The 26233-nt window shown below is 65.1% G+C and carries 27 protein-coding genes; 5 read left to right on the top strand and 22 right to left on the bottom strand.

Going from position 1 to position 26233, the window contains the following annotated elements:
- Nucleotides 1-43 precede the first annotated feature (43 nt).
- From MU558_RS17975 to MU558_RS18040, 14 genes are all read right to left on the bottom strand, one after another.
- Entirely contained in the window at nt 44-1783 is a 1740-nt protein-coding gene (locus MU558_RS17975) for an acyl-CoA carboxylase subunit beta (protein ID WP_246970360.1), read from the bottom strand.
- 2 nt (nt 1784-1785) lie between these two features.
- Nucleotides 1786-3603: an acetyl-CoA carboxylase biotin carboxylase subunit gene (locus MU558_RS17980; RefSeq protein WP_246970362.1), complete on the bottom strand. Its 1818-nt coding sequence runs from the start codon at nt 3601-3603 to the stop codon at nt 1786-1788.
- A 2-nt stretch (nt 3604-3605) separates the two neighbouring features.
- Nucleotides 3606-4772, bottom strand: coding sequence for an acyl-CoA dehydrogenase family protein (locus MU558_RS17985; protein WP_246970364.1), 1167 nt, complete (start codon nt 4770-4772; stop codon nt 3606-3608).
- Between the two features lie 16 nt (nt 4773-4788).
- Complete coding sequence (locus tag MU558_RS17990) at nt 4789-6468, bottom strand: acetate--CoA ligase (protein ID WP_246970366.1); 1680 nt, start codon at nt 6466-6468, stop codon at nt 4789-4791.
- A 156-nt stretch (nt 6469-6624) separates the two neighbouring features.
- Complete coding sequence (locus MU558_RS17995; RefSeq protein WP_246970369.1) at nt 6625-8025, bottom strand: UbiD family decarboxylase; 1401 nt, start codon at nt 8023-8025, stop codon at nt 6625-6627.
- Complete coding sequence (locus tag MU558_RS18000; protein WP_246975047.1) at nt 8022-9521, bottom strand: UbiD family decarboxylase; 1500 nt, start codon at nt 9519-9521, stop codon at nt 8022-8024. The genes MU558_RS17995 and MU558_RS18000 overlap by 4 nt, the downstream gene beginning before the upstream one ends.
- A 4-nt stretch (nt 9522-9525) precedes the next feature.
- Nucleotides 9526-10002: a ubiD operon protein gene (locus MU558_RS18005; RefSeq protein ID WP_246970370.1), complete on the bottom strand. Its 477-nt coding sequence runs from the start codon at nt 10000-10002 to the stop codon at nt 9526-9528.
- 261 nt (nt 10003-10263) lie between these two features.
- A complete protein-coding gene (locus MU558_RS18010) occupies nt 10264-10668 on the bottom strand; it encodes a helix-turn-helix domain-containing protein (protein ID WP_246970372.1) in 405 nt (134 codons plus the stop codon).
- 97 nt (nt 10669-10765) lie between these two features.
- On the bottom strand, nt 10766-11806 hold the full coding sequence (locus tag MU558_RS18015; protein ID WP_246970374.1) for a sulfite exporter TauE/SafE family protein: 1041 nt from the start codon (nt 11804-11806) through the stop codon (nt 10766-10768).
- 3 nt (nt 11807-11809) lie between these two features.
- Entirely contained in the window at nt 11810-11959 is a 150-nt protein-coding gene (locus tag MU558_RS18020; protein WP_246969669.1) for a DUF7512 family protein, read from the bottom strand.
- A gap of 257 nt (nt 11960-12216) precedes the next feature.
- The gene (locus MU558_RS18025; RefSeq protein ID WP_246970376.1) at nt 12217-13392 is read right to left on the bottom strand and encodes an inorganic phosphate transporter; all 1176 of its coding nucleotides are present in this window, start codon (nt 13390-13392) and stop codon (nt 12217-12219) included.
- Nucleotides 13393-13425: 33 nt separating this feature from the next.
- Nucleotides 13426-13884, bottom strand: coding sequence for a YeeE/YedE family protein (locus MU558_RS18030; protein WP_246970378.1), 459 nt, complete (start codon nt 13882-13884; stop codon nt 13426-13428).
- Nucleotides 13884-14441 carry a YeeE/YedE family protein gene (locus MU558_RS18035; RefSeq protein WP_246970379.1) on the bottom strand — a complete coding sequence of 186 codons (558 nt, stop codon included), beginning with the start codon at nt 14439-14441 and terminating at the stop codon, nt 13884-13886. Before MU558_RS18035 ends, MU558_RS18030 begins: the two co-directional genes overlap by 1 nt.
- An 11-nt stretch (nt 14442-14452) precedes the next feature.
- Entirely contained in the window at nt 14453-15649 is a 1197-nt protein-coding gene (locus MU558_RS18040) for an MBL fold metallo-hydrolase (RefSeq protein WP_246970381.1), read from the bottom strand.
- Nucleotides 15650-15896: 247 nt separating this feature from the next.
- Between MU558_RS18040 and MU558_RS18045 the strand changes: the two genes are divergently transcribed.
- Nucleotides 15897-16142: a sulfurtransferase TusA family protein gene (locus MU558_RS18045; RefSeq protein WP_246970383.1), complete on the top strand. Its 246-nt coding sequence runs from the start codon at nt 15897-15899 to the stop codon at nt 16140-16142.
- Between the two features lies 1 nt (nt 16143).
- Nucleotides 16144-16722 (top strand): DsrE/DsrF/DrsH-like family protein, encoded by a 579-nt coding sequence (locus MU558_RS18050; protein WP_246970386.1) that lies wholly within the window; start codon nt 16144-16146, stop codon nt 16720-16722.
- Nucleotides 16723-16824: 102 nt separating this feature from the next.
- Here MU558_RS18050 and MU558_RS18055 read toward each other — a convergent pair whose 3' ends face one another.
- On the bottom strand, nt 16825-18456 hold the full coding sequence (locus MU558_RS18055) for a globin-coupled sensor protein (protein WP_246970388.1): 1632 nt from the start codon (nt 18454-18456) through the stop codon (nt 16825-16827).
- A 296-nt stretch (nt 18457-18752) separates the two neighbouring features.
- Here MU558_RS18055 and MU558_RS18060 point away from each other — a divergent pair, with 296 nt between their 5' ends.
- Nucleotides 18753-20102, top strand: coding sequence for an FAD-dependent oxidoreductase (locus MU558_RS18060; protein WP_246970390.1), 1350 nt, complete (start codon nt 18753-18755; stop codon nt 20100-20102).
- 73 nt (nt 20103-20175) lie between these two features.
- On the opposite strand, the gene MU558_RS18065 is transcribed toward MU558_RS18060, so the two are convergent.
- From MU558_RS18065 to MU558_RS18075, 3 genes are all read right to left on the bottom strand, one after another.
- Complete coding sequence (locus tag MU558_RS18065) at nt 20176-21021, bottom strand: universal stress protein (RefSeq protein WP_246970393.1); 846 nt, start codon at nt 21019-21021, stop codon at nt 20176-20178.
- A 220-nt stretch (nt 21022-21241) separates the two neighbouring features.
- On the bottom strand, nt 21242-21577 hold the full coding sequence (locus MU558_RS18070) for a DUF7344 domain-containing protein (RefSeq protein WP_246970395.1): 336 nt from the start codon (nt 21575-21577) through the stop codon (nt 21242-21244).
- Between the two features lie 59 nt (nt 21578-21636).
- Nucleotides 21637-22302: a helix-turn-helix domain-containing protein gene (locus MU558_RS18075; RefSeq protein WP_246970397.1), complete on the bottom strand. Its 666-nt coding sequence runs from the start codon at nt 22300-22302 to the stop codon at nt 21637-21639.
- A gap of 196 nt (nt 22303-22498) precedes the next feature.
- Here MU558_RS18075 and msrA point away from each other — a divergent pair, with 196 nt between their 5' ends.
- Nucleotides 22499-23035: a peptide-methionine (S)-S-oxide reductase MsrA gene (gene msrA / locus MU558_RS18080; RefSeq protein WP_246970400.1), complete on the top strand. Its 537-nt coding sequence runs from the start codon at nt 22499-22501 to the stop codon at nt 23033-23035.
- A 127-nt stretch (nt 23036-23162) separates the two neighbouring features.
- On the opposite strand, the gene MU558_RS18085 is transcribed toward msrA, so the two are convergent.
- The 4 genes from MU558_RS18085 to MU558_RS18100 all read right to left on the bottom strand — a co-directional run bounded on the left by MU558_RS18085 (nt 23163) and on the right by MU558_RS18100 (nt 25608).
- A complete protein-coding gene (locus tag MU558_RS18085) occupies nt 23163-23825 on the bottom strand; it encodes a cyclase family protein (protein ID WP_246970402.1) in 663 nt (220 codons plus the stop codon).
- An 86-nt stretch (nt 23826-23911) separates the two neighbouring features.
- Nucleotides 23912-24229, bottom strand: a complete 318-nt coding sequence (locus MU558_RS18090) for an AzlD family protein (RefSeq protein ID WP_246970415.1) — start codon at nt 24227-24229, stop codon at nt 23912-23914.
- Nucleotides 24219-24986: an AzlC family ABC transporter permease gene (locus tag MU558_RS18095; RefSeq protein ID WP_246970418.1), complete on the bottom strand. Its 768-nt coding sequence runs from the start codon at nt 24984-24986 to the stop codon at nt 24219-24221. The genes MU558_RS18090 and MU558_RS18095 overlap by 11 nt, the downstream gene beginning before the upstream one ends.
- A 214-nt stretch (nt 24987-25200) precedes the next feature.
- Complete coding sequence (locus MU558_RS18100) at nt 25201-25608, bottom strand: universal stress protein (protein ID WP_246970420.1); 408 nt, start codon at nt 25606-25608, stop codon at nt 25201-25203.
- A 100-nt stretch (nt 25609-25708) separates the two neighbouring features.
- On the opposite strand from MU558_RS18100, the gene MU558_RS18105 reads away from it, so the two are divergent.
- Nucleotides 25709-26134 carry a universal stress protein gene (locus tag MU558_RS18105; RefSeq protein WP_246970422.1) on the top strand — a complete coding sequence of 142 codons (426 nt, stop codon included), beginning with the start codon at nt 25709-25711 and terminating at the stop codon, nt 26132-26134.
- The last annotated feature ends 99 nt before the right edge of the window (nt 26135-26233 follow it).

Raw genomic sequence — 26233 nt, forward strand, 5'->3', positions numbered from 1 at the left:
CGTAATTATCGCTGGTGTGTTCGTCATGCTTGTCATCGTGTGGTCAGAGGATCGTTCCGTGTTTCTTCGACGGGAGGTCCTTCTCGACGGTCTCGTAGAACTCGAAGCGTGCCTCGAGTTCGTCCCGAAGCGAACTGGGCGGGACGATTTCGTCGATGACGACCTCGCTCGCCATCCGGTGGACGTCGATGTCCTCGCGGTACTCCTCGCGTAACTCCCGTTCGCGCTGCTCGCGTTCGTCCTCGTCGTCGATCTCCGCGAGCTTGTTCGCGTAGACGGCGTTGATCGCCGCCTCGGGGCCCATGATGGCTATCTCGCCGCTGGGGAGCCCGATCACACTCTCGGGGTCGTACGCCGGCCCCGACATCGCGTAGATGCCCGCGCCGTAGGCCTTCCGGACGACGACCGACTGTTTCGGAACCGTCGCACTCGAGGTGGCGTAGATCATCTTCTTGCCCTGCTCGAGAATGCCGTCTTTCTCGACCTGCGAACCGGCCATGAAGCCGGGCGTGTCACACAGGTACAGCAGCGGGATCTCGTAGGCGTCGCAGGTCCAGATGAACTCCGCGGCCTTCTCGGCGGCGTCGGGGAAGATCGCCCCGGCCCGCTGGTTGGGCTGGTTGGCGACGATGCCGATCGGGCGACCGTCGATCCGCGCGAACGCCGTGATGATCTCCGGACCGTACTCGGGGCGCAACTCGAGGACGGAATCTGCGTCGACCACCCGCTCGATGAGGTCGAACATGTCGTAGCCGCGATTCGGTTCCTGGGGGACGACCGCGTCGATGCCCTCGGGAGACAGTCGCGGTGCCGTCCCGTCCGTCCGGGGCGGCGTCTCGTCTGCGTTGTCCGGCAGGTAGCCGACGAGTTTCGCCACGAGTTCGCGGGCGTGTTCTTCGTCCTCGGCGATCAGGTCCGCGCTGCCGGAGTGGCGAGCGTGGACGTCGGGACCGCCGAGGTCGTCCATGCTGATGTCCTCGCCGGTGACCATCTGGACCATCCGCGGGCTCGCGATGGCCATCGCGCTCATGTCCCGGACCATGACCGTGAAGTCGGCGAACACCGGGGTGTACGCCGCGCCGGCGATACACGGCCCGTAGAGCACGCAGATCTGGGGGACGCGACCGGAGAGCATCGAGTGGTTGTAGTAGTACTTCCCGATGCCCTCACGGTTGGCGAAGAAGCCGGTCTGCTGGTCGATCCGGCCGCCGGAGGAGTCCATCAGGTACAACACTGGCTTGCCGGTCTTCAGCGCTCGCTGTTGCATCCGCAGGAACTTCTCGACGCCTTTCCCGGCCATCGACCCCGCCTTGACGGTGAAGTCGTTGGCCATGAAGTGGACGTCGCGGCCCTCGAACTCGGCCGCACCCGTGAGCAGCCCGTCGGCCGGCAGTCTGTCGTCCGAATCGAAGTTCGCGAACTTGCCGTCCTCGAACAAAACGCCGTCCTCGCCGTTGAACCAGAGGTCGAGCCGATCGCGAACGAACAGCTTCCCCTGCTCGGAGAGGCGCTCTTTGTACTTCTCGGGGCCGCCCTCGAGGATGTCCTCGATCTCCTCGAGCAGCAGCTCCTCGCGTTCGGTCGGCTCGAGGTCGTCGACGGCTTCGCCGTCTGCTCGAGGGGTCGGTGCTCCGGTGCCGTTCGCGCTGGCCGACGCGCTCGCGAGCGGGTCGTCGTCGCCGCCCACGTAGAGGTCGACGTCGTCGCCGAAGTGGTCGGCGAGCGCCTTCGCGATCGCCCGCGCTTCACCTTCCGTCGTGGATTCGTCGATCCTGAGTCGCATGATTACTCGAACACCACCAGCGGATCGCCCATGTCGACGGAGTCGCCCTCCGAGACCGGAACCTCGGCGACGGTGCCGCCCGCCGGCGCGACCACGTCGTTTTCCATCTTCATCGCTTCGAGGACGCAGACGACGTCGCCGCCTCCGACCTCGTCGCCGGGGGAGACGTTCACCGAGAGGACCGTCCCCTGCATCTCGGCCGTGACGGCGTCGCTCGCCGCGACCTGCGTGCCGCCGCCGTTCGAGGACGCCTCACCGCCGCCGTTTGGCCGCTCGGCGCTCGCGGCCGCTCGTGGGAGGCCGTCCTCGACGACCACCTCGTAGCGCCGGTCGTCGACCTCCACGACGAGTTCGTTCGTCGCGCGCTCGCCGTCGACCCCCCCGATCGCTTCGGGCGCACCCCAGCGGTCGACTGCCGCTTCCAGGTCTGCGGCGTCGACCTCGTGATCGAGGTACTTCGTCGTGTGGTCGCCAGCCCGGAAGACGTCGTCTTCGAGCATCAGCCTGTGGAACGGGATCGTCGTCTCCACGCCGGCGACGTCGAAGTGGGCGAGGGCTCGGGCGGAGCGCTCGAGACACCGCTCTCGCGTGGGTGCGCGGACGATCAGCTTCGCGATCATCGAGTCGTAGTCGCCCGCGATCTCGTCGCCCTGGGCGACGGCGTCGTCCAGGCGGACGCCGAGTCCGCCCGGCGGGTCGTACGCCTCGAGCGTGCCGGGCGTCGGGGCGAACTCCTCGGCTGGGTTCTCGGCGTTGATCCGGAACTCCATCGCGTGGCCCTCGATTTCCACGTCGGCCTGCGCTACGGGCAATTCCTCGTCGGCGGCGACGCGGATCTGCTGGCGAACGACGTCGATACCCGTGACCTCCTCGCTTACGGTGTGTTCGACCTGGATGCGTGTGTTCACCTCCATGAAGTAGAACTGTGGTTCGGCGGCTGCGCCGCCTTCCCCTCGTTGCGTCTCCGACGCAACGCTGTCCTCTACGAGAAATTCGACCGTCCCCGCGTTCGTGTAACCGGCCTCGCGAACGCCCCGACGGGCCGCCTCGCCGATCTCCGCGCGGAGGTCGGCGTCGAGGGCCGGGCTCGGTGCCTCCTCGATGACCTTCTGGTGGCGACGCTGGAGCGAGCAGTCCCGTTCGCCCAGGTGCAAGACGTTGCCGTGGTTGTCGGCGAGAATCTGCACCTCGATGTGTTTCGGTTCCTCGAGGAACTTCTCGACGTAGACCGACTCGTTGTCGAAGTAGGCTTTCCCCTCGCGTTTCGCGCTCTCCAGGGCGTCTTCGACTTCTTCGTCACCACGGACGATCTTCATGCCACGGCCGCCGCCGCCGCCCTCGGCTTTGATCGCCAGCGGGTAGCCGTACTCCGCGCCGAGTTCGCGCACTTCGGCGGCCGACTCGACGGGTTCGGTCGTTCCGGGGACGACGGGGACGTCGGCCGCCTCCATGACACGGCGGGCTTTCGTCTTCTCGCCCAGCGCCTCCATCGCGTCGCTCGACGGACCGACCCAGGTGATTCCGTCGGCCTCCTCGACGCGGCGGGCGAACTCGGCGTTCTCCGCGAGGAAGCCGTACCCCGGGTGGACGGCATCTGCCCCGGCGCGTTCGGCCACCTCGAGGATCGCCTCCTGGTCGAGGTAGGAGTCGCTGGCGGGTGCGGGACCGACGTTGTACGCCTCGTCGGCGTACTCGACGTGGCCGGCCGAGCGATCCGCGTCGCTGTAGACCGCGACCGTCTCGACGCCCAGCTCCTCGCAGGCCTGCATGACGCGGACGGCGATTTCGCCGCGGTTTGCGACCAGCAGTTTCTCGAACATGGTCAGTAGGACTTGGGGAAGCCGAGCTGCTGGCTGATGTGGTTGTACGCCATCTGCTGGGAGACGGGCGCGAGGCGGGTGAGGTTGATCTCGCGCCACCAGCGTTCGACGTCGTACTCCTTCGCGTAGCCCCAGCCGCCGAAGGCCTGCATCGAATGTTTGACGGCCTCGATGCCGGCGGAGACGGCCGTCGCCTTCGCGACGTTCGTCTCGTAGCCACAGTCTTCGCCCTGGTCGTAGAGCCAGGCGGCCTTCTCGCGCATGAGCGCGGCCGTCTCCATCTTCGCGTAGGCTTTCGTGATGGGGAAGGAGACGCCCTGATGGGTGCCGATCGGCGCGCCGAAGACCTCGCGGTCGTTGGCGTACTCGATCGCCGCGTTCGCCGCGAGTTTCCCGATGCCGGTTCCGGCAGCGGCGAAGCCGATCCGCTCGGGATTGAGCATGTCCACGAGGACCCACCAGCCGTCGTCTTCCTCGCCGAGCAAGTTCTCCTCGGGGACCCGGACGTCCTCCAGGAAGACCTCACACGACTTCGAGTAGTTGATGGCGTGTTTGGGGATCGGCGAGACGTCGATGTTCGGGTCGTCCATGTCGACGATGAACAGGCTGATGCCGTCGGTGCCCCGATCGACGTCCTCGAGTGGCGTCGTCCGCGTGACGATGATCATGTTCTCGGCACGGTCGGAGAACGTGATCCAGGCTTTCTGCCCGTTGAGGACGTACTCGTCGCCCTCTCTCTCGGCGGTGGTGGCGACGTTCAGCGTGTTCGTCCCGGCCTCGGGTTCGGTGATGCCGATCGAGAAGTTTCGCTTCCCGTTCGCGATGTCGGGCAGGTAGGTCTCTTTCTGCTCGTCGGTGCCGTACTCGCGGATGCCGACGGCCGCCATGCCAGCGGTGAGCACCAGATACCAGGTGCCGGCCATGCCACAGCCCTCGGCACAGAGGGTCTCCATCGCCAGCCCCATCTCCTGCATGCCCATGTCAGCACCCTCGTACTCCTCGGGGATCAGCAGGCCGTGGAAGCCGGCCTCGGCGAGTTCGTCCCAGAACGCCTCGGAGAACTCCCCTTTCTCTTCTTTCTCGCGCCAGTGCTCCGGTCCGTACTCGGCGGCCACCTCTTCGGCCGTCGAGCGGATCAGTGATCGCTCCTGTGATGGTTCGAAATCCATTGTCTCTAGTGTCGGCTCAGTCGTCCGCTTCGGCTTCTGCGTCGTCCTGGAGTTCCGTCCGGCGGATCTTCCCGGTGACGGTCTTGGGCAACTCCTCGCGGAACTCGATCTCGCGAGGGTACTCGTGGGCCGAGAGTTCCTCTTTCACGTGGGTCTTGATGTCCTCCGCGAGGCCCTCGGAGGGGTCCGCCCGTTCGCTTGGCACGACGTACGCCTTCACGATGTTGCCCCGCTCGCGGTGGGGTTTCGGGACGACGGCGGCCTCGGCGACGGCGTCGTGTTCACCCAGCGAACTCTCGACCTCGAAAGGTCCGATGCGGTATCCCGAGGAGATGATGACGTCGTCCGCCCGGCCCTCGAACCAGAAGTAGCCGTCGTCGTCTTTGTGCGCGAGGTCGCCAGAGAGGTACCACTCGCCCCCGGGCCCGTCGACGAAGCAGTCCTGGGTCTGGTCCGGTTTCTCCCAGTACTCGGCGAAGAAACACGGGTAGTCCCCGCGCTGGGCGATCTCGCCAGTCTCACCGGGCTCTACGGGATCGCCCGTCTGCGGGTCGACGACGTCGGCCTCGATTCCGGGGAGGGGCTTGCCCATCGAGCCGGGTCGGACCTCCATCGATGGATAGTTGTTGATGATCATATTCCCCGTTTCGGTCTGACCGTAGGTGTCGTGGATCGTCACGCCCAGCGTCTCCTCGCCCCACTCGACGACGCCCGCCGAGAGCGGTTCGCCGATCGACAGCGCGTGGCGCAAGTCGAGGGAGGTCCCCTCGAGTACCTCCTCGTGTTCCCGGAGCATCCGGTAGGCGGTCGGCACCGAGAACAGGACGCTGATCGGGAATCGGTCGAGGAGGTCGGCCCAGGTTTCGGGATCGAACTCGCCCTGATACGTGAACAGCGCGGTGCCCCAGAACCAGGCGCCGAGCGTGTTGATCGGCCCGGTCAGCCAGCCGAGGTCGCCGGTCGACCAGTAGCAGTCGCCCTCCCGGAGGTCGGCGGCGTACTTCTGGGTGGCAGCGACGCCGGTGACCCAGCGGTGCTTGTGAAGGACGCCCTTGGCCAGCCCGGTCGTCCCGCTGGTGTAGTACAGCAGGGCGTCGTCCTCGCCGCCGGTCGAAGCGGGTTCGTACTCGCGGCTCGCGGTTTCGAGTTCGCCGTAGTAGCTGACGTCGCCGCGCCGGATACCCGTCCCGTCGTCGCTGACGACGATGACGTGCTCGACGGAGGGTGCGTCCTCGAGTGCCGTCGCGACGGTGTCGCGGTTGTCGGCGGTGGTGACGACCGCCGTCGCGTCGCAGTCCGACAGGCGATAGGAGATGCCGTCCGGTCCGAACCGCTCGTTGATGCCGCCGAAGACCGCGCCGCGCTTGAGGGTCCCCACGAGCGCCACGTAGTGTTCGGGAATCCGCGGCATGTACGAGAAGACCCGATCGCCCTGCTCGATGCCCAGGTCCTCGAGGACGTTGGCAAACCGGCTCGTCTCCTCGGCCAGCTCCCAGAAGGTCATCGTCGTCAGCTCGCCGTCCTCGTCGACCTGATAGAGCGCGACCTTCTCTTTGTTTTCGGCGTGACGATCGCAGACCTCGTGTGCGATGTTCAGCTCCTCCGGTGCGTTCCCGTCCGCGTCGGCGTAGATGTCCGTCCACGAGAACGACTCACGCTCTCGCTCGTAGTCGGACATGTTGTGTTTCGGTGGCATACACCGCAGGAGGTTCCGTCAGTTGTAATAACTACTTCGGAGCGTTTCCTTACGCGTCGTGTGGAATAAAACTCGAGTCGACGGCTCTCCTCGATCCGACCCCGACGCAGTCTTGCGTAAACAGTTTCGTATACAGCTTGCCGACTCGAGTGCGCCTTACGTCAGGTCGTCGCCCTCGAGGTCGTTCTCGAAGCCGAGGTCGGCCCACGATTCGCAGACGGCGTCTCTGATCTCGGGCGGGTACGAGTCGGTGACGGAGACGCGGGGGGCGATGTACTCGTCGTCCCACCGGGGGTCCCACGTGGCGTCGACGTAGAGGCGAGCGCCGGTGTCGCCCTCGCTGTGGTAGGTCGGCATGCGAGCCGACGGCGCGTTGGGTTCGCTGAACAGCCAGTCGCGCGACGGGTGGGCTTTGACCCAGATGTCGCCGAGCACCCGCCCGAAGTTTCGCGGACTCGTCTCCCCATCGACGACGACGACCTTGTCGAAGCAGTCCGAGAGCGAAAACAGGAAGTTCGCCAGCTGCCACTCGAAACCGGCGTAGAGGGTTTCGGTCGCGACGAAGCAGATGCCGAGCCGTCCCTCGACCGGCAAGAGCAGCCACTCGACGGGCGAGACGCCCCAGTAGCTGTTGACGCGGTCGAAAAGCGTCGTCGCCGTGGCCAGCGTCACGAGCAGGAGGTCGTCGGACAGCGGGACGCCGAGTGGCGTAAACGGGACGACGGCGTCGTCGCGAGCGAACACGTCGTCCACCTCGAGTGTGAGCGTCGTCCCGTCGACGAGTCGCTCCCAGAACTCCCGCTTTTCCGAGCGGGTTTCGGGTTGCTGGTCGGCGACGGTCGTCTCGAGGACGACCTCGGCGGAACTGGGGACGACCCCGCCGGCCGTCGGAACGACGGGCACGGCGGCCCCGACGCCGCGGTCCTCGATCGGCGTCGAGAGCCGGTCGGTGACCGCGAGCAGGTACGTCGCCGCCAGCGCCTCCGACGGGACGCCGAGCGCGACCGAGACGGCGTCGCCCTGCTCGAGTTGGTCCGTGATCGCGTCGGGGACGCGAGCGCGAAGCGTCCGGTCGTCGATCACCGTCCCGTGGATCGGTGTCCAGTAGGAGCCTTCGTCGGCACCGACCGAGAGCACGCCGAGCGTAAATCGCGGCCAGGTCTCGTCCGGCGGCGTCGGGAGTTCGAGGTCGCGCACGTTCAGGTCGGTGGTCGACGCCGCACGCGCGACGTAGGTGACGTCGCGCTCGTCGAGCCGTCTCCCGAGCGCGAGCAGCGCCTCGAGGACGTCGACGTACGCCGGGTCGCGATCGACGCCCAGGCCAATGCCGAGTCGCGTCCACGGGTAGCGGCGTCGGCGTTGTAGCTGGTCGACGCCGCCGTAGATGCCGCTGGCGAGTCCGAGCGCCGAGCCGTCGGTCGTGAACCGCAACGCCGGCCCGTTGGCTCGAAGCGCCTCCGCGGCGACGACCTGCGGCGACGGCGACTCGGGTCGCTCGAGCGACTCGAGGTCGTCGGTCTTCCGGAGGAAGCCGAGGTGGTTGCGAAACGCCGTCATCGATCTCCTCCGGTGTCGTGTTCGAAGATGGTCTCGTCGACTCCCGCCTCGACGAGCAGGTCGCGGGCCCGTTCGCGCGCCGCTCGATCGCCGATCGTCTGGACGGGACGCGAGCCGTCGGCCAGCGCGTCGACGTACGCCTTCGCCGTCTTCGACTTCGACGTGCCGACCGTCGCGCTGCCTTTCTCGTCCGGTGTCTGGTAGATGTTGAGCGGCACCTTCGGCATCCGCTCGACGCCGAACTGGTGGAAGTCGCGGTCGGGATCGGCGTGCAACGCGATCGCCTCGAGGGCGGCACGGGGATCGAGCGGGTTCACGTCCGCGTCGACGAACACGAAGAAGTCGATGTGGAGCATCCCCCAGGTCGTGAAGATGAAGTTCGCGAGTTCGTGTAGCGTTCCGGGGTAGGACCGCTCGATCGCGATAACCCAGACGGTCCGGGACGTAAAGTCCCACGGCACCGCCATCTCGACGTCGAACCCGGCGGCCCGGAGGCCGAGCGTGGCGTCCGGCCCGCTCGCCGCGGTCTGGAACGTACTCGAGGAGTTGCGGCTGTAGCCGACGCCCGACCCCTCGACGCAAAACGGCAGGTACGGCGCTCGCCGGTGGGTGATCGCGTCGACCTCGAGGACCGGCATCGACCGCCGCGGGCCGTTCATGTAGCCGAAGTAGTCGCCGAACGGCCCTTCGTCGAGCCGTTCGTTCGGGAGGACCCGCCCCTCGACGACTACCTCCGCCGACGCCGGGACGTGGAGGTCGTTCGTCTCGCACTCGACGAGTTCGACCGGCGCATCCTGCAGTCCGCCCGCGAAGGCCGCCTCGCTCCGACCGACCGGGATCCACATCCGCGAGGCGGCCTCGACGGCCGGTCCCGCACCGATCGCGAGCGCCACTGGCATCGGTTCGTCGCGGCGTTCGTACTCGTAGTAGTAGAGGTTCGGCACCTGCTCGCCGGCCAGAAAGAGGACGCTCGCCTGCGAGGCGGCGTGGATCATCGCGCGGTGGTGTGACCAGTTCTCCCAGTCGCCGTCCGGATCCGGCGCGACGAGCGTCGCGAGGTTGGCGTACCGCCCGCCGTCGCCCTGGTGGATGTACGGCCAGGGAAACTCGAGCAAGCTGGCCGCGTCGCCCGTCCGGACGACCTCCTTGCACGGGGCCGCCGACGCCTCGACGACGGTCGGTTCGTGCGAAGAACGGAGCCGATCGATCACCGCCTCGTAGTAGGCCGGCCCGGACAGCCCCGCCTCGAGGCCGAGCGCTCGAGCGAACCGATCCCAGGGACGGTGTCGCGGTCCGCGGTAGGGATCGCCGACGAGGCGCGCGCCGTCGATCGCTGACTCGATCCGCTCGAAGACGGGAATCCGGTCGTCGAACTCGTTTGCCAGCATCGTGATCGCACTGGCCTCGAGGTCCCAGGAGATTTCGTCGGTGATGGAGTTCGTCTCGTCTCCCTCCTCGAGGACGTCGAGAAATTCGCGAAACGTCCGGGCGGCCACGCGCTCACTCACGCTCTAACGCCTCGCGTAACGGATCGCTCTCGTACTCGGTTCGCAACTCGTCGTACGCCTCGAGCAGCGACGGATGGGCATCGGCCAGCCGTTCGAACATGAGCTCGCGAGCGGCTGCCGACGTCGACTCGTAGTGGTCCGTTTCGACGAGATACCGGAGCAACACCGCCAGATCGTCCGAGCGCGTGTTGATGACGTTCGACCCCTCCTGCTGTTCGCGGACGATGCGCCGGAGTCGGTCCTCGTCGACGGCGTCGTCGACGAGTTCGACGTACCACTGCTCGGCCGTGTTCTCGTGTGGCCCCCTGACGACCGACAGCGGCTGTGGATCGTCGAGACGCGACGGCTCTTTCGCGATGCGCGCTCGCGTGTGGAAAATCTCTTTCGTCTCCGCGTCCCGGATCTGGAGCACCGTCTCACCCTCGCCGTCGTCGGGAACGTGCTCTTCGGCAGTGATGTACTTCGACATACGTGACGTGTTCGCGAGGCCGTCGGACGGCCCTCGAATGAGACGATTCTCGAGGAGGTAAAATAATAATTCTTGTCACCCGGTTCCCGTGGCGAGCGCACTCACCGCGTTCGCAGCCAACCGCTCGAGGTGGTGACGCCGTCGTTCGGACTGACCTCACCACGACGGGTCGATCGCCGCAGGCTCATACTGCCGGTAGTAACTGGTTCCTGGTGCGACCGCACGACAGGTTGTACCGGAACTGACGTCCAATCGACGGTATCAGTTCTCGATCGACGACCAGTCGTCGTCTCGTTGCCCGTACTTGTCCTCGAACTCCTGGATGAGCTGGCCCATCTTGGCGTACCAGTCGTTGAGCATCCGCTGCATGTCGTCTGCGACCTGTTTGGGGTCCGTCGGGTGGTAGACGTGGTAGTAGCCGCCCTGGTCGTAGTTGATCTGTTCTTTCTGGATGAAGCCCGTCTGGAGCAGTCGCTGAATCGAGCGGTAGGCCGTCGATCGTTCGCGATCGACCCGATCTGCCACCTCGTCGATCGTCAACGGTTCCTCGCTCTCGACGAGCGTCCGGAAGCACTCCTTGTCGAGTCGTTTGAGCCCGTGGAGACACTCCAGCAAGCCCTCACACACCATGTCCTGCTGGAGTTGCTCGGCCATCGAGTTCGCCATATCGTACCGCTCAGTAGGTGCTACTGCGTTAAAAGAGTTTTGCGAGTGTTGTGCAATTCTACGGCGAGAGAATACTCGGCGACCGCCGACGGCTCGTCTAGTCTGCGGCGACCGCGGTCGTTTCGGGCTCCTGGCGGAGGGCGACGACACTCGAGTAGACGACGGCGCCGCTGACGAGGAACGCCGACAGGAGGATCAGCGCGAAGCTGACCGTGTTCAGGATGTCCATCCCGATGTAGTCGCCGATCTGGCGGAAGGCGACCGCGACGGAGCCACCGAGCAGCATCAGGCCGAAGTAGACCTTGATCTCGCCTTCGTCGACGATGCCGGTCGCGGCCGAGCCGACACGGGCACCCAGCGCGCTGCCAGCGAGCAGGGGCGCGACGATCGAGAGGTCGACGCCGCCGCCCTGGGCGTAGAGGAACGAGCCCAGGCCGCCGGAGAAGACGATCTCGAACAGGTCGGTCCCGACGGCGATCGGCACCGGCACCCCGATGAGGTAGAACATCGCGGGCATCCGGATGAAGCCGCCACCGACGCCGAGGAAGCCCGATAGCAGCCCGGTCGCGAACGCAACTGCGAGCACCATCCACAGCGAGACCTGGATGCCCCCGCGGATGGTCATCATCGGCGGGACGTGGTACGACTGGATTTTCTTGGCGATGTCGGGGATCGCGTCGGGGTCGATCTCCTGGTCGGCGGCCTCGTGGTGGCCACCGTCGCTGTCGTCGCTGCCGTCACTCTTGAGGGCGTTGTAGGTGACGAAGACACCGACACCACCGAGCAACAGCACGTACGTGACGCCGATGACGCCCGACGCCAGCCCGATCGACTCGAGGTGGAGAACCATCTCCTTGCCGACCTCGATGCCGGCAGTAGTGCCGACGATCATCAGGCCGCCGAGTTTGTAGTCGACCTGGCCGAGGTCGTGGTGTTTCAGCGTCGCGATGACGGCCGTCCCGAAGACGAACGCCATCCCGCTCCCGACCGCGACGCTGGCGGGATACCCCATGACCAGCAACGCGGGCGTCACGAGGAACGATCCCCCCATCCCGAAGAAGCCAAACAGCACGCCGACCATCAGGCCGAAGCCGACGAACAGGACCAACGTGGTTAGTGCGATTCCAAGTATTTCCATGTGTCAGGCGTTCTGGATTGCGTCGATCAGCGGTTTCGTCACGGCACTCGAGATCGCGCCGTACCCCACGTAGAGGACGATCGCCTCGAGCAGGACGGCACCCACGAGGACCGCCGCCTGGGCCGTGGGGGAGAGCGATGCGACGTCTATCATTGGTTCCGATCACCGTTGCGGTGCAGTTGTGTGCGGATCATACTTTTCTACTCAGTACCTCCTAATCCACAGGGCATAATAACGCTTTTGGGAACATCGTACAATACTATTTTGGGAGTCAACGAATAACCTATAGGCAACACACGCATCACGGACGAGTCTCGGCCGCGACGCGACCGTTCTCAGAATGCGGGCGAAGTCGGGTCAGAATCGAGTCCGCCGATCGCTCGCGCGCGTCGCCCAGATCGACTCGGCCGTCAGAACGCTGCCGTTACGGCAACCGAGCCGTAGCCGATGGCGAACGCGACGGCGAACGACAGGACCCACGCGACGCCCGTGACGAGGAGTTTGCGCCTGCTGACCCCACCGCCGCCACCGACGGCGAGTCCGCTCCCGACGATCGCGCTGACGATGATCTCGTTGAACGAGACCGGAACGCCGAGTAACACCGCCGTCTGGGCGATGAGAAACGAGGGCACGAGCGTTGCGATCGATCGACGGGGGCCGAGCGAGGAGTAGTCCTGTGCGAGCGACTTGATCATCCGCGGCGCTCCCGTCCAGGAGCCGACGAGAATGCCGACACCGCCACCAAAGAGAACTGCGAACGGCGAGACGGCCGGCAGTTCGTCGAGCAGCGGGAACAGCGGGCCGACGGCGAGCCCGACCTGGCTGCCGCCGGCGGAGAACGCCACGAGTGCACCCAGTGCGAGGAGAAATCGCCGGAGTCCGCCAGCCACGTCGCGGCCGATATCCCACCGGAGCGCGAGCCACACTGCCAGGCCAAATCCGAGCGAGACGACAATCGTCGCCATCGTCCCGTCGACCGGGAGGCGAGCACCGAGCGTCGTCGCGAACGTCCCGCCGTCGGGACCGAGAAACGCGAACTCGAGGTTCGCGAGGACGACACCGACGAGAGCACCCAGGATCGGGACGCTTACCCGCTCCGGAACGTCGTCTCGCGGGAGGACGCTCGCGATGCCGTAGGCGATCCCGCCCCCGACGAACGGCGTGAGGACCCACATCGCGCCAATCTGTTGGTACTTCGCCCACGCGGGCGCGCCACCCAGCGCGAGTCCGACGCCGATGATCGCGCCTGTCACCGTAAACGCGGTTGCGATCGGGTACCCGGTGTAGATTCCGACCGCCATGAGTCCCGCGCCGACCGTGAGCGCGAGGATGACGCCGCTGGGCGGGAGGCTGATGCCGTGGACGAGTCCTCGTCCGACGGCCTCCGAGACGTTCGCTCCCTGCGTGACCGCACCGACGAAGCCGAAGATGCCGACGACGAACGCCGCGCGCATCGTCGAGATGGCGTTCGCACCGACGGCTGGCGCGAACGGCGTCGCGCCACTCGAGCCGGCGCCGATGACCCACGCCATGAACAGACTCGCGACGGCGGCGGCGAGAAACAGCAGTATTGTCGTAACTTCCATCGTAGAGAAGTGAACGTTACAGCGTCGCGGTGGTTAGTCGGCCCCGGCACCGGCCGTCTCGGTCGCCGCCTGACGGCTGCGCCACAGGCCCTGGACGTACGCACCGGCGAACATGCCGGCGAGCGCCCACAGGATGGTGACGTTACCGATGCCGATGCTGGCGTAGGCCGCGCCCGGACAGATGCCGGACAGTCCCCAGCCGACGCCGAAGATCGAACCGCCGATCAGGACGTTGCGATCGAACGATTTCAGCCGGCGTTCGAACTGGTCGCCGGTCAGCGGTGCCCGACCGAGCAGCCGCGGGGCGAGGAAGAACGTCACGCCCGTCACGATCGCGGCGCCGAACATCACGAACACCAGTCCGAAGTCCTCGAACTGGAGGAAGTTCAGCACCACTTCGGGGCGGGCCATGTGGCTGAATCCGAGGCCGAAGCCGAAGATCAGGCCGCCGACCAGGATCAGCGGCATGAAGAGGGGATGACGGTCCGACATTACGGACTCACCCCCAGTGCGGCGACGATCTGTGCGGTCAGGATAGCCACGATCATGAACGTGATCACGCCCGTGATCGAGGTCTTCGACGCGGAGCCGACGCCACAGACGCCGTGTCCGGACGTACAGCCCTTGCCGATACGCGTCCCGATCCCGACGAAGAAGCCGCCGACGAGGAGTCGCCACGGCTGGACGTCCGTCGACCAGAGCGTCAGGCCACCGACCTCGTACAGTTCGCCGGTCGTCCCGGGCTGGTAGAGCGAACTCGTAATCATCCCGGACTGGAACGTCGCCGCGAACGCCAGCGCACCCAGGATAATGCCGAGCGTGAACACGAGCCGCCAGTCCCGGGAGGAGACGTACTGCTGGAATCTCGACTGGCCGGAGACGTACGACAGCGTCGACTCGAGGAACGTACTCGCACCGGCGGGGATGCCGGTCCCGAGGTAGATCACGACCGTCCCGAGACCGACGAAGAGCCCGCCGATGGCGTACCGACTGATCCCGTTCGGGAACAGTTCGGCGGCCAGCTGTAGTGGTACTGGGTCAGTTACCATTGATAGTGAGATTAGTCACCAGCGAGCGATTCCTGGCTGGCAGCACAGTTGTTCGGGCCGAGCTCGAGAGAGAAGGCTTCGTCGTCGTCGTCGACGACGTTCTGGCCGAGGTTGGTGGGGATGATCGTCTCGTAGTTGGCCGGGCGGGGCGGCATGTCCGAGAGGATCAGCTCGACGAAGTCGTCTTCGTCCATCGTGAGCGCGTCCATCTCGTCCTCGAGCTGGCCGATCGGAGCGGTGTAGGTGCCGTCGTCGGCGGGCTCGGCCGCGTCGCTGAAGTGGGCGCCACCGATCAGGGTGTCGTCAGGGAGCGTGAGCACGCGCTCCTGGAGCGACTCGTAGAGCTGGCGTGCGGCGTCGGGCGCACCGTCGTCGCCCTCCTCGAGGTCGGGGCGGGCGACGCTCTCGACGAACAGACCGTCGCCGGTCGCCAGCAGGCTGTCACCGATCAGATAGGAGGTCATCCCGGAGGTGTGGCCGGGCGTGTAGACGGTCTCGATCGTGACGTCGCCGACCTGGAACTCGTCGCCGTCTTCGGCCAGCGTCACGTCGTCGGCGTAGGTGACGCCACGATCGACCGACGCCTCGGGGATGACGCCCTCGACGTCTTCGTCGTCGAGCGCGCGAACGCCCGAGAGGTGGTCGGCGTGGATGTGCGTGTCGATTGCGTACGTGAGATCGACGCCGAGGTCGTCAGCGTCCTCGAGGTAGCGGTCGGTGAAGGCCCGGAGGGGATCGATCACGGCGGCCTCGTCGCCGTCGTAGACGAAATAGCCCAGACAGCCACTCGAGGGGCGCTGGTACTGGACGAGCGTGCCGGGGCCGTCGTAGTCGGCGACCTCGACGGCCTCGTAGATCGCGGCCCAGCCGTTCATCCCGTCTTCGAGGTGGACGGCGTCGTAACCGCGCTCTTTCAGCGTCGCCGCGACGTACTCGCTCGAGCCGCCTTTCGCACAGAGGACGACGATCTCGCGGTCGTCGGGGATCTGTGCGAGGACGTCGTCGTCGATCTCGTCCTCGAGAAACTCGAAGTAGGGGACGTTGATCGACTCGACGGTCTCGCCCTCGATGTGCCACTCCTCGTAGTCACTTTCCATGCGAACGTCGAGGAGCGTCACGTCTTCACCCGCGTCGATTCGGCTCTTGAGCGTCTCCGGATCGACCGTGTCGACCGGAACGTCTGGGGTCGGAAGGTCCATGTCGCTCATATTGTGCAGTCGGTTCTACCGGACGCACCCACATAAGGGTTTGCATAGTATTTCACAAATAGTGCAATATGGTGGGACCGGTGATCGGGATTCGGTTCACGCAAATGTGATCAGAGACGAAGATACGGACGAACTTTGAGATGCGCGCCGATAATAGACTTGTGCTCACGATTGAGAACCGGTATTCTTTTAATCCTGGCGTCAATATTGTGTGGTAGCTCCAATACAGAGCACTAAGGAAACCACCATGAGCACTGAATTCGACGTTACGGAAACACTCGACGTACAGGGTGCGAGCTGTCCGATGCCGGTCGTCAAGACCAAGCAGGCGATCGACGATCTCGAGGAAGGAGAAGTCCTCGAGGTAGTCGCGACCGACTCCGGGAGCATGAGCGACATCGAGGGCTGGGCCGCCGGCACCGACGGCGTTTCCCTCCTCGAACAGGTCGACGACGGCGACGTCTACAAACACTACGTCGAGAAGACCGCGTGAGATGAGCTCGGATACACAGCCATCGGGGGACGCGGCAGATCCAACCGAGGCCGAACTCAGACAGCGTGTCGAGGAACTCGAAGCGCAGTTGGCCGACCTCGAGGCGGCCGTCGGCGACGACCAGAAGCAGATGACGATCGTCGCGACGAAGGGGACGCTCGACATGGCGTACCCGCCGCTGATCCTGGCGAGTACCGCCGCCGCCTTCGGCTGGGACGTCGTCGTCTTCCACACGTTCTGGGGGCTGGACATCCTCCACGAGGAGAAGTCCGAGAACCTCAAACTCTCGGCGGTCGGCAACCCGAGTATGCCGATGCCCAACGCGCTTGCCGCACTCCCCGGCATGGACGCGATGGCCACGCGCATGATGGAAAAGAAGATCGACGAGAACAACACCGCCACCATCGAGGAACTCATCGAACTCTCGCTGGACAGCGGCGTCGACCTCCAGGCCTGTCAGATGACCATCGAACTGATGGACTACGACGAAGACGACTTCTACGACGGCGTCACCACCGGTGTCGGGGCCGCCACCGCCCTCCAGCACATGGCCGACTCCGACGTCCAGCTGCTCGTCTGAGTTCTCGCGTCCGCGTGCCACAACTTCTGTCTGCGCCTCCGCTGTCCGCGTGCCGTTACAGATACTCGAGAAGAAATCCCACGACCGAAGTCGTGGGAGTAGTCACTGTTCGTACACGGGCCGCCGTTCGACGTTCTCTAGCTCGGTCAGTTTGCCGACATTGGTCGCGATCTCGGAGAGTCTCGCCGTCTGCTCTTCGGTCGCAGCAGCGACGGACTGCGTCTCGGTCGAGACGCGTTCTGCCTTCTGTGCCGACTGTTCGACCGTCCGGTGTATCGCCTCCGCACTGGTCGCCTGATCGGCCGACGCGTCCGCAACGTCGTCGATCCCGGTCGAGACTTCCGCGACCGCGTCGTGGATGGCGTCGAAGTCCGTGACCGCCTCGTCGACGCGGTCGACGCTCCGTTCGAGCCGATTGGTCGTCTCGTCGACCGTCTCGATCGTATCGGTCGTGACTTCCTTGATGCCCTCGACTTCGGTCTCGATCGCGTCCAGGTCTGACTGGGCCTGGTCGGCGAACGACTGGACTTCCTCGGCGATGACCTTGAGCGTCCCCTGCGTGTTCTCTCCCCGTCCGGCCTCGACGGACGCGTTCGTTCCCAGCACTCGCGTCCGCTCTGCAAGTCCGCTGACGCGGTCGATCACGTCGTCGATCGCGTCCGTTCGCTGCTCGAGTCGTTCGACGGTTTCGGTGAGTTCCGCCGTCACTTCCTGGACGGCCGCCAGTTCCTCGAGTGCCGCGTCGGCCTGTTCGGCACCGTTTTCGGCCAGCGATTCGGCCTCGTCGCTCATCTCGCCGACCGTGTCGGCGGTCGCGGCGATCTCTTCGACGTTCGCGCTCAGCGACTCCACCTCGTCGGCGATCGTGTCCATGTCCTGGGCCTGACTCGACGCGAGGTCGTTGATCGTCTGGGCGCTTCTCGCGACCGACGCGGACGTCTCGTTCATGTCCTTGATCGGCTTCTGGACGTCCTTTTCGACCTCCCGTGCGAGCCGTTCGCGCCGCTCGATCGCCCGGTCGAGGTCGTTGCTGTAACTCTCGAAGTAGGTGTCGGCCGCTACCTGCATGTCGAGGTTGATGATCCGGAGCAACGCCAGGACGTCCGCCATTCCGTCGTGGATCGCCTCGCGGACCGCCTGCTCGAGCGACGGATCAAGTCCGTCGTCGTCCCCATCGTCGCCGGTAAGTCCCCGGAATCGGTCGACGACGCGCGACTGGAAGCCGCCCTCGTCCATCTCCTCGTCGACCCACTGCTCGATGGCGCTTACGGTCTGTTGCTGGACGCGCTCGTCGACTTCGGAGAAGATGAGGTCGTAGTAGACGCCGTACTGGCCGACGTAGTGTTTCATCGGCATGTCGAGCAGTTCGTGGAGTTTCCCGATTCGGGCCCGCTGTCGGAAGTACTCCTCGTCGTAGTTGCCGGTGGCGAGCGAGACGAGGTAGGCACGCTGGGTCTGTTTCAGGGCCTCGATCCCCTTCGGCGACCGACTCATGATCTCGAGAGTCCCGTCGTACTCGGTCAGGTTGTCGTAGAATCGATCCGCGATCTCGTTTTGACTGTCGCGCAACAGCGGCTCGAGGTCGGCGAGGCGTCGCTCGTCTTCCTCGTCGAAACCGATGAAATCCTTCCGCTGAGAGATCTCGTCCGCGTCGAGGTCGATGTCCTCGAGAAGTTCGGCAGGATCGACGTGCTGGTTAAGTTCTCCCTGACCGAATACCTTCGCCGGGTTCATACTTGCCCGAGACGGCTCAGCTACTTCAGCGTTAATAAACTTCCCTACAGGTCAGAAAACAGTATATTATATATACATTAACAGCATGTGTGGGAATTACTATACTGAAGGTACACTCGAATTCAGAAGGTGTTCCATTTCCGACGTATATATCGAAGACCTATCATATATCACTCGAGGTCTCGATCTTCGGAACACCCACGTCGGTTCCGCCGCTCTGCTCCCGTCCAGTCCACTGCGTGTAGTATTGGCACATTCACGAAATACTTTAGCCGATGGGAACTGTACTGTCACTTATGACCGAGACGTTCGTGATCGTCGGCGGGGACGCTGCCGGGATGAGTGCCGCAAGTAAGGCAAAACGCGAGCGACCCGACATGGACGTGATCGTCTTCGAGAAAGGCGAGTGGGTCTCCTACGCCGCCTGCGGGATGCCCTACTACGTGAAAGGCGACGTCGACGATCTCGACGATCTCGTGGCGGTGACGCCCGAGGAGTTCGTCGAGGAGCGAGACGTCGACCTCCGAACCGGACACGAAGTCGTCGGGATCGATCGTGACGACCAGACGGTCACCGTCGACGTCGACGGCGACCGATTCGAACAGCCGTACGACCACCTGCTGATCGGCACCGGCGCACACGCGATCGAACCGCCGTTCGACGGGATCGACCTCGAGGGCGTGTTCACGATCCACGACATGGACGAGGCAGACGCCATCGACGACTACGTGGCCGACCACGACCTCGAGACCGCCGCGATCGTCGGCGGTGGCTACGTCGGCATCGAGATGGCCGAAGCGCTCACGGCGCGTGGCCTGTCCGTCAGCCTCTTCGAGATGCTGCCACACGTCCTCCAGCCGTTCGGCGAACCGGTCGCGGAAGTCGTCGAGGATCACCTCCGCGAGCAGGGCGTCGACCTCCACCTCGAGACGGCCGTCCAGGGCTTCGTCGGGGACGAGCGGGTCGACACGGTCGAACTCGAGGACGACGCCGTCTCCGCCGACCTCGTGATCGTCGGCGTCGGCGTCGCGCCGAACACGGAACTCGCCGAAGAGGCAGGCATCGAACTCGGTCCGACGGGGGCCATCGCGATCGACGAGTACGGTCGAACGAACGACGAACGGATCTACGCGGCCGGCGACTGCGCCGAGGCGACGAACGTCGTCACCGGCGAACCCGACCACGTTCCGCTGGCGTTGACGGCGAATCGTGCGGGACGAGCGATCGGCCAGACCGTGACTGGGTCGCCGACGTCCGTCGGAAAAATCGCCGGAACGGCGATCGTGAAGGCGTTCGAACTCGGTGCGGCTCGAACCGGGATCGTCGACCCCGAGCAAGCACGCGAGGCCGGGTTCGACCCCGTCTCGGTCACGATCGACGCGCCCACGCGCCCACACTACTACCCCGGCGCGACCGAGCTCACCGTGACGCTGCTGGCCGACCGCGAGAGCGAACGCGTCCTCGGGGCGAGCCTCGTCGGCCGCGACGGCGTGAAACGAGTCGACACGGTCGCAACCGCGCTCTCTGCAGAACTGACCGTCACGGAACTCCAGAACCTCGATCTGGCGTACGCGCCGCCGTTTAGCCCCACCTGGGACCCGATTCTCACCGCCGCGAAGGTCCTCTCCGGAAAACTCGAGGGCTGATCACGCCCGAATCCGAACGCGTCGTCCACTTCTTCTGGCGATCGAAAAAGCCAAGATAAGTGTATTGCGATGACTATCGCTGCGTCGGCGGGACGATGAGTACGTTACTCTTCGCACGAGCGGTGACGCTCTCGGAGACGCTCCCGATGAGCAGGCGGCGCAGGCGGCTCTGCCCGCGCGACCCCATCAGGATCACCGTCGGATCGTACTCCTCTTCTGCAGCGAGGATCCCCTCGACCGGTTCGTCCTCGCGGACGTCGATCGTCGTGTCGATGCCGTACGACTCGAGGTCGTCGGCCATCGACTCGAGGCGCTCGCGCGCCTCCTCGGTCGAGATACCGGCTTCCTGCTGTTCGCGGTCGCTGACGTGGACCAGCGTCGCTTCCTCGGTGGCGTTCTTGAGGACTCGGAACTGATCGAACGCGCGGTCGGCGTTCTCGGAGAAGTCCGTCGCGTACAGCACGCGCTGGAAGAGATGCTCGCGGGCGACCTCGTGGCCGTCGTCCTCCTCGACGATGCGCTCGATCAGTAGCGGCCGAACGGAAGTCCGTGCGACGTTCCGTGCGGTGCTGCCGATCAGCCGACGCTCGAGCGGGCTCTGCCCTTTCGAGCCGACGACGATCATGTCCGCGCCAACGCGCTTTGCGACGTCGTTGATCCGGCGGTGTGGCGTCCCGCGGACGACGTGCATCTCGACGTCGAAGCCCTCTTCCTCGAAGAACGCTCGCTGGTTCTCGAGAGCCTTCCGCCGCTGGGAGTCGAGGTCGAACCCCGGCATCCCGTAGTGGACGTTCGAACTGATGACGGTGACGAGGTGCACCTCGTCGATTCCGATCCGGTTGAGACACTCGAGGCAGGCCTGGGTACTGATCGCAGCGGTGCTGGCCTCCGACAGGTCGGTTGCAAATACGGCTCTCATAGTTTGACGTACGCGGTCGGCAGTGATAATCTTGTCCCCAATACACAATTCTGATGTTTTCGAAATCCGTGGACGTGAACTCGCCATTTTCGATTCTTGCCGTCGAGACTGGCGAGCGTCGGCTGTGACACTGTTTCTCGAACGTCGGAGAACACGCCGTTCCACGGGTGCGACGATGGAGAACGCTCTGGTCGTGTCTACGGCCGCTCTGCGGGAGGATTCACAGGTAACCGTCGGGCAGTTCGTCTTCGTGTCGAGTCAGCACCTCGAGCAGCGGACGTATCTCGTCGAACGCCGGCCCCTTGACGATGCGGCCACTTTCACGGTCCCACTCGACGAACCCCATCTCGGCCAGTTTCGGCAGGTGGACGTGCCGGAGTTGCGTCTCGAAGTATTTCGCGTCGCCCTCGAACGAGAGTTCCTCGAACTGGGCCGATTCGCGTCGCGGATTCGACTCCATGAGGTTCACGAGAAGTCGTCGGCGAACGCAGGCGCGAAGCGCTTCGAGAGCGTCGTCGAAGGTGATCTCTCGATTCGATCGGTTGAGCGTCGTCATATAGCTCTACTGAGCTATCGCTCCGTGTAGGCCTACACGTTGAATGAACTACGCATTTATCAGTCGTCGTCGTCTCGATCGTCCCTGTGTCGCCCCAGCGTATTTTCGATGAGCGTCGCCATCCCTCGGCGTAATCGTCCCGATAGTGCCTGTTGAGTTATTCCAAGCCGCTCTGCTATCTCGTCGCCCGTCGTCTTCCGCGGGACGTCGTAGTAACCTTTGTCGTACGCCGTAAGGAGGGATTTTCGCTGTTTCTCCGAGACGCCGTACTGTGCGTGCCCCGGGGTCTTCGGTGCGGTCAGCTGGTGGAGCGTGACGGGGCCTTCCTCTTCGAAGTGCTCTTCGAACTCGCCGAAGTGCTCGTGCGAACCGAATCGGACCCACAGCCGCCACTCGTCGCGAGATCCGCGTGCCGCGAGGATCACCCCCTCGTGGTCTAAGATCGTCTCGAGTCGTTCGTTCACGACTTCTGCCCACTGGATCTGATACAGACGGCTGTCGGAGAACGAATCGGTCACGGTCGACTCGACGACCGTCGGATCGCCGGCCAGCGCCGCCTCGAACTGGTCCCACTCGTCTCCCAGCACCCAGAGAAACGGTATGACGTAGTTCGGACTGTGGGCGACCAGGCGGTCCAACTCGACGGTGATTTGCGGGACTACCTCGAGCGTCTCGGCCAGACAGAACGCCTCTGCTGGAACGCTGAAGTCGGCGGTAACGCTCATAGCGTAGACACGTGACGAAGTGGTGAACCTATTTGGTTTTCGTGCGTGGCTGAAGAACTTCGGCCACCAGAACTGGCGTCGAATTCTCGCGTTTATCGGATCTCACGCGGTGATCCGCCACGACGGAGCGTCCTGCGCGAGAACACGGGGTTTCTGCACGTCACATACATACACCCTGGGATTCAAATGAGTACCAATGAGTTCGACACAGCGAGCGACGTTCGGCGGCGGTTGTTTCTGGTGTACGGAAGCGGCGATGAAGGAACTCGAGGGGGTCACGTCGGTCACGTCGGGGTACGCCGGCGGCCACGCGGAGAACCCGACGTACCAGCAAGTCTGTAGCGGCACGACCGGCCACGCGGAGGTCGTTCAGGTCGAGTACGACCCCGACGTGATCGGCTACGACGACCTCCTCGAGGTGTTCTTCGCCACGCACGATCCGACGCAGCTGAACCGACAGGGCCCCGACGTGGGGACGCAGTATCGCTCTATCGTCCTCTACCACGACGACGAACAGCGCCGGCTGGCCGAGTCCTACATCGAGGCACTCGACGAGGAGTACGACGACGAGGTGGTGACGGAACTGGAACCGCTCGAGGAGTTCTACGAGGCAGAAGAGTATCACCAGGATTACTTCGAGAAGAACCCCAACGACGCCTATTGCCGGATGCACGCAGCGCCGAAAGTCGAGAAGGTCCGAGAGAAGTTCGAGGCGAAGGTACACCGAACGTAGGTGGTCCGTCTCTCTCGAGTATCTCCTTCTGGAGACGCTGCCCTCATGAAGCCGCTCGATTGGTGCCCGAAACCGTCTTTCGAGGACGCTCGAGGGGTCGCCGCTCGAGAGGTCGCCGCTCGAGAGGCTACTCGACCACGGCGACCGCTCGCACCGGCGATCCGTCAGCGTTCCGGACCGAGAGCGGGTAGGCGTGTACGTCGAACTCGCACGGGACGGACTCGAGCGCGCGCAGGTTCTCGACGATCAGTCGGCCGTCGGCGAAGAGGACGCGGTGGGCAGGGTAGCCGTCGGGTTCGCCGTCTCGAGCGGTCGCCGTCGGCGTCGGATCGACGTTCGGCGCGTCGATCCCGAGGTGACAGTTCCACTCGACGAGCAGGTCGGCCGCGCCGTCTGTGAGGAAGGGATGCTCGAAGTACCGGTCCGTTCCCCAGTGTGCCGCCCACCCGGTACAAACCGCGAGCAGGTCAGCCTCGAGTGCGGCGTCGGCGTCGACGGCACTATAAAGCGCGTCGGCGTCGATCGGTTCGCGGGCGGCGAGCGGCCGCAGATCGACGAGACGCGCCGCGAAGCGGAACGTCTCGAGTGGGTACTCATCGAGCGTCCGCCCGTCCGCGAGCAAGTGCGCCGGGGCGTCGACGTGGGTTCCGGCGTGGGTGTCGACGTCGAGGCTCGTCGTCCGGTACCCGTCCTCCTCGACGGTCGCCGCCGGTTCGATCTCGACCGGCGGATCGCCGGGGTAGACCGGCATCCCGCTCTCGAGGGAGTGTGAGAGGTCGTAGGTAGGCACGGGTAAGCCGTCGTCTCGAGGGGCCAAAAGACGTTGTGGCTTGCGGTCGTCGGCCTGTCACGATATTGGATTCGAGATCGCGACGATCACAGCACGCTTCGAAACAGCAGGACGGCCCCGATTCCAGCCCCCAGGGCGAGCAGGATGTTCTGTGTCCGCCACGCGAGCAAGAAGACGACGCCGGCCGCACCCCACTCGGCGGGGCCTGCCGACGCGAGTTCGGGGCCGAGAATCGAGATCACGATCGCGCCCGGCAGCACCGACAGCCCGGACTCGACGCGCTCTGACACCTCGAGACGGCTCAGTACCCACAGACCGCCCGCCTTCGTGACGTAGGTCGCGACAGCCATCGCGGCGACGATCGCCACGACGTACGGGTCGAGGGCGAACGGGCTAGTCGTCATAGCGGATCACCTCGAGCGTCGCTGCGGCGAGTCCGCCGAGCAGGATGTACCAGCGACCCGGGAGCATCTCGGCGGCGGCGACGGCGACGAAAAGCGCCACGAGCCACGGCAGCAGCGACGACCTCCCCTCCCAGAGTTCGACCGCGAGCGCGACGAACACTGCCGAGAGGACGAAGTCGAGGCCGAAGCGGGCGGGTTCGCCGATCACGCCGCCCGCGGTCGCGCCGACGATCGTTGCGACGACCCAGAACGACCAGATGGCAAGGCCGCTGCCGAGGAGGAACGCGCCGCGAGCGCTCCCCGAGCGGAGGTCGCTCATCGTCAACGCCCAGTTCTCGTCGGCCATGAAAAATACGCTGGCGTAGGTGCGAGCGGCCGACAGGTGCTCGAACCACGGCCTGAGAGCGGCACCCATCAGCGAGTACCGGAGGTTGATCACAACCGTCGTGACGACGATCGTCGCGACCGGGATCGGATCGGCCCAGAGTTCGATCGCGACCAGCTGGGCCGCGCCCGCGACCACCGTCGCGCTCATCAGCGTCGCCTCTGCGACGCTCAACCCTGCCTGTCGCGCCAGGACGCCGAAGACGACGCCGTAGCCGCCGACGCCCAGAGCGACCGGGACACACCGAAGAAAGCCCACTCGAGCCCCTTCGAGCGTGAACGTCACGTCCTCGCCCCCTCGAGTGGACTCAGACTCGTCGTTCGCACGCCGGGGTCGCTGCTCCGTGCGCCCGGACGCCTCCTCGGTGCTCATCAGCGTCGGTCCGCCGGCCACGAAGAGCCGCCGACGGGGCGCTCTCGAACGCTGACGCTACGCAGTCGATCGTTCTCGGCGTCACTCCGACGACCCAGTCTGAGAGAGGGCATAGTAGACGACTGCTTGCCGTCGAGCCGTCATCAACCCGACGGTTGTGCGGCGGCGGTTCGTCCCGAGAACCCGGCGACTCGTCGCCGACCGTCCGTCGGTATCACTCGACCACGAGGACGGGGATCGACGTGTCTTCTGAGACGCGATCGGAGACGCTCCCGCGAAAGAGGCGATCGACGTCGATGCCCCTGTGTCGGCCCATGACGATCAGGTCGACGTCGTGCTCGTCGGCGTACTTCAGGATTGCCTGGGGGCGAAGTCCGTGTGTGACCATCGTCTCGACGTCCGTGACCCCTTCTTCGGCGGCCAGTTCCGCAACGTGGTCGACTGCCTGCTGGCCGATCTCCTCGAGGTCCTCGAAGTCGATCCCGGGTGCGATCGCGGCCGAGTTGATGACGTAGAGGGCGTGGACGGTCGCGCCGTGGACGGCCGCGAGTTCGATCGCCTCCTCGATCGCCCGTCGCGTACTCTCCCGGCCGTCCGTCGGGACGAGGATGTCGCCGTACATGGGTGCCACGTTCGACGGCGACCGTCAAAGACCTGTCGTGGCGTTGACCGAAGGTGTCGTCCGGGAGTAGACTTATTCTCGTCATCGACGAACGAGACGTATGTCGATGCGTGTACTGGTCGCACTCGACGGCTCCGAACAGTCGACGGCCGCACTGTCCTACGCCGCGGAAACGTACGCCGACGCGGCGATCGTCTGCTTTCACGCCATCGATCCGTTCGACCGCGATCCAGAGGAGTCGACGGCAGAGCCACTTACCGAAGAGTGGCTCGAGTCAGAGCGCGAGCGCGCCGACGACCTGTTCGACCGCGCGCTCGAGGCTGTCGACCTCCCCGACGAACGGGTCGAGCGAGAGACGACCGTCGGCGCGCCGGCGGAGTCGATCGTCGCGTACGCGGAGAGCGAAGACGTCGATCACGTCGTCGTCGGGAGTTACGGACGGGGCGAGGCGACGCAGTTGCAACTCGGGAGCGTCGCGGAGGTCGTCGTGCGACGGACGCCGGTACCCGTAACCGTCGTCAGATAATCGCGACGGCGGTGAGTGGACGGAGGCGAGTGGCGTGTAACGTTTGGCGTGCCCCCCCGGTGACATACCGTTATTGGGTCGCCGGTCGAAGACTGTGCT

The organism is Natribaculum luteum, from assembly GCF_023008545.1.
Lineage (GTDB): Archaea > Halobacteriota > Halobacteria > Halobacteriales > Natrialbaceae > Natribaculum > Natribaculum luteum.